The 3914-nt window shown below is 31.5% G+C and carries 3 protein-coding genes and 1 pseudogene; all 4 read left to right on the top strand.

All coding sequences use genetic code 11. The features are described from left to right. Positions 1–209: 209 nt before the first annotated feature. The 4 genes and pseudogenes from ACNF42_RS08465 to ACNF42_RS08450 all read left to right on the top strand — a co-directional run bounded on the left by ACNF42_RS08465 (position 210) and on the right by ACNF42_RS08450 (position 3118). A complete protein-coding gene (locus ACNF42_RS08465; RefSeq protein WP_443340334.1) occupies positions 210–980 on the top strand; it encodes a glycosyltransferase family 2 protein in 771 nt (256 codons plus the stop codon). Beyond that, complete coding sequence (locus tag ACNF42_RS08460; RefSeq protein ID WP_443340333.1) at positions 977–2104, top strand: glycosyltransferase family protein; 1128 nt, start codon at positions 977–979, stop codon at positions 2102–2104. The genes ACNF42_RS08465 and ACNF42_RS08460 overlap by 4 nt, the downstream gene beginning before the upstream one ends. An 88-nt stretch (positions 2105–2192) precedes the next feature. Continuing rightward, a pseudogene (locus tag ACNF42_RS08455) lies at positions 2193–2522 on the top strand (transposase). A gap of 80 nt (positions 2523–2602) precedes the next feature. Further along, positions 2603–3118, top strand: coding sequence for a transposase (locus ACNF42_RS08450; protein ID WP_443340332.1), 516 nt, complete (start codon positions 2603–2605; stop codon positions 3116–3118). Positions 3119–3914: the final 796 nt, after the last annotated feature.

The following is a 3914-nucleotide window of genomic DNA, read 5'->3' as shown; positions in this document are numbered from 1 at the left end:
GAGAAACAAGGAGGTAAGGAAGGTGGTGACATCCCATGACGAACGTGGTATCAATGCCATGAAAATCCTGGGAATAGAAAATATGAATTAGCACCCTAAACTTGAATTACATTACAAACTGGAATAGAGCCACTGGGAAGTCCCAATAAAAATAAACCATGTAAAGTCACGTTGAATAGATTTTAATATATTATTATTATGAAGTCTTAATGGTTGGAGTTTCAATAATAGTCCCAGTAAAGGGCAATGCTAACCTAAAAACATTGTTAAATTCGATTAAATATTGTAAATACGAAGTAATAATTGTTGGTGATACTTCTAGTAATATTGATTTAAACAATCCGTACATTAATTTTATTGAAACAAAGGAAAAAAGATCAGAGGCAAGGAATATAGGCGCAAAACATGCAAAATTTGACATTTTATTTTTCTTGGATAGCGATATGGAATTATCCGATAATTTTATGGATGCGGCTTTGATTAAAATATCAGAATATGATGCCTTAATATTCCCAGAAATCTCATTAGGAAAAACGATAATAGCAATGGGAAGAAGATTCGAAAGGATAGGCTTATACAAATCACTTTATTTTGAGGCGCCTAGAATGATAAAGAAGTCCGTTTTTAATAATATCAATGGCTATAATAAACACCTAAATGCCTTTGAAGATCTTGATTTAACTAGAAAATTGTTAAATAATAATTTTAAGATAGGGTGGTCAGGTAATATCATTTTACACCATGAGGAGAACGTAAATTTTATAGACTATATTAAAAAAAGGATATATTACACAAAAATTAATAAAGGTATTTTTTTAGATGAAGATAATGATTTTTTTTATAATATGACGGAATTTAAATACAGATACAATTCATTTTTAAATTCTATTAGGTACTATAAGATAAAATCAATTTATTACCTGCCATTCTATCTTATGGTAACATTAATAAATGGTTTTACTTTCATGGCATTTAAATGAAGATTCTTATTGTGATCGATGTTTTAAATGGACATAATGGTACATTTAAGATAATGAGAAATATCGCCTACGGTTTCGCAGATATTAATGATGTTAAAATCATATTTTTTGGCAAATCCAAAGACTATAAAAATGTTTTACCACTTTTGGAGGGTTTTAATTATACAATGTTATCAAATAAATTTTTATACAAATTTGAAAGTATAATTAAAAATATTATTATAAAAAATCATGAAAATATAAAGCTGGATGATGTGCCTCTATTTTCAATACAATTTTCATTGTTTAAATATTTAAGAAAGATAGATTTTGAACCAGATTTTATAATTTTCTCAAATTATTTTTCATCCTTGTCATTATTAATTAATAATAAAATTAATAGTATAGTTCTTTTACATGAAGCACCTCTATTCAATGATTTTAATTTTTTAATTAGAAAATTTATATATATATATCTAAGTATTATCAGCAAAAAAACCAAGTTTCTCTCCATTAGTCAGGACATATCTAAAAAAACTATGGATAATTTTAAATTTAAGGTAATTACAAGACCACCTATAGGATTTATTGACTATAATGTTAAAGATAAAGAGAGATTTATACTTTTAGATACTAGATGGACCGAGGATCGTGATCCTTTATTTGTGGTTAATATCGCAAAAAATATGAGAAATATTAAAATAATAATGCATGGAATTTTTACTAATGATAATATAAAAGAGCAATTAATAAAAAAAATTACTTTCGAAAATTATAATGTACAACTTATATCAAATGATTCAGATGATGAACTCCAAAATTTGTATCAAAAGGCGCTAGTAGTAATTAGATGGGCTGGATTCAACGAAAGGGGTAATCCTCTTTCAATTTTCAATGCGATATCATATAACTGTATACCCGTAGTTGATAAGGCTCTAGGCCTTGCGCCATTCATCTCTGAAAATATATCCCCTGATCTAGTTGTTAATAAGGATAAAAATGAAATTGCAATTGTTGTAAAAAAAATATTCGAGGATCGGAGTTATTATGATAATTTGCTGTGCAAAGTTATAGAATGCAAAGAGAGATTTTCTTGGAAGAAATATTCAGAGCAACTAATTAATGAAATTATTGATTCTAGATAATTTAATATACTTATTGTTATAAAAAATATAATGAAGTTTTCCAAAAACCCAACCGAAATCCTTTTTCATGACCTCATGATCAAGATACATGAATTTTTACCACACTGGCTTATTGGAACTCTACAAGGAGATCGAGGCAATGGGCGACCCTTTCACTGGAATATCGGATCGAATTGACTTTGAGAGGATCAGACCGATAATGTCTGATCTATTCATGAATGACACAGAGAAGGGTGGAAGACCCAATTATGATCCAATTCTGATTATGAAGATCCTCTTACTGCAGCAATGGTATAACCTCTCAGATCCTTAGGTGGAGATGGAAATAAGAGACCGCATATCATTCATGAATTTCCTTGGGCATCAAGAAAAGTTACCTGATCGGAACACCATATGGTATTTCCGTGAAAGATTATGAAAGACAGGAAAGGATCGTCTCGTTTTCAATGAAATAAGAGACCAGATCTTGGCCAGGCACATAAGAATAAACCTAGAACAATGCAGGATGCTTCCTTCATCGAGGCGGACAGGGGAGAATATGGCAAGCCAAGGGGTGAGGATGCAAATACACTGAGATCAAAAGATGGCACATCAGCAACAAAGAATCATGAAAAGCATTTCGGATACAAGACACATACACTTGTCAACGAGATAAAGATCATTGAGAAATTGTCAGTGACACCGGCAAATATTCATGATTCTCAGATCGATCTCAGCATTCCTGGAATAATATGTTACCGTGATAAGGGATATTTCGGATCTGAATGCAAAGGAATCAACGGTACAATGGATCGTGCAGTGAGAGGGCATTCACTGCCTGTTAAAAGTATAAGAAGGAATCTCCCCATATCCAGAATACAATCCATGGTGGAACATCCTTATGCATTCTTCAAAAGAATGTTCCACTTCTTCCATGTAATGGTTACAACATTGCAGAGAGTAAGTGTGAAGACATACTTCACCAACATATGCTACAACCTTGTAAGGGTTAGATTTATTGACAGGATAGCGTAAGCTATGGCAATTATGAGAAAATTGGAGGAAAAACATGGCGAAATACGCCATATCTCAGACAATATCCTGGTTTAGGGAATGATTTTTCAGAAATGGAGAAAGATATCTGATCGAAGTGAAGGTTTTAGGAAAACCTCTAATTAATAATTATATACAATACTTTTATTAAATGCACAAAAAAGTTATTAACAAGATTAAAAATATGGGTCTCTTCAACTCTTTGAGAGTAAATTATTAACCCTTATTCGTTTACATTTTGTGAAATCTGAGGAACTTTTCAGAAAACTTCTGGGTTTAGAGGACTCATGGATCATTAAGGAAATAAAGTTTAAACAGCATGGAAAGAGGGTTGATATCTTCATAAATTTTCAAAGCTGTCAAAATTCCCATGTCCTGTGTGTGGTATATACTAGGATTTTCATGAAACAGAAGAACGTACATGGAGACTTCTTAACATATTTCAGTATCTCATATATGTCCATGAAAGAGAACCGAGAATAAAATTCAGTGATAATCAAAAAGAAAAAAGTCAATATTCGATGGCAAAGAAAGGGATCAAAATTCTCATTGCACTTTGAAACAATAGTTGTGTAGATGAGCATTGATATGCCTGTATCTGCTGTTTCCAGGATCGTGGGAATCAGTGAGGATTCTATATCCTGACTTTCCGAATCTTTACCACCATTAATTTCTGATTTGCGGCTTTATTACTGGTTCATGAACAGGGAGAAAGCTTATTAATAATGGTGGTATTTCCCACCATTACATCAAAGAATCAGGTAATTGAAAAAACTGT

The sequence above is a fragment of the Cuniculiplasma thermophilum genome (assembly GCF_052315355.1).
GTDB lineage: Archaea > Thermoplasmatota > Thermoplasmata > Thermoplasmatales > Thermoplasmataceae > Cuniculiplasma.
Note: the sequence above shows the minus strand (reverse complement) of the source record. Positions and strands in the feature narration are given on the sequence as shown.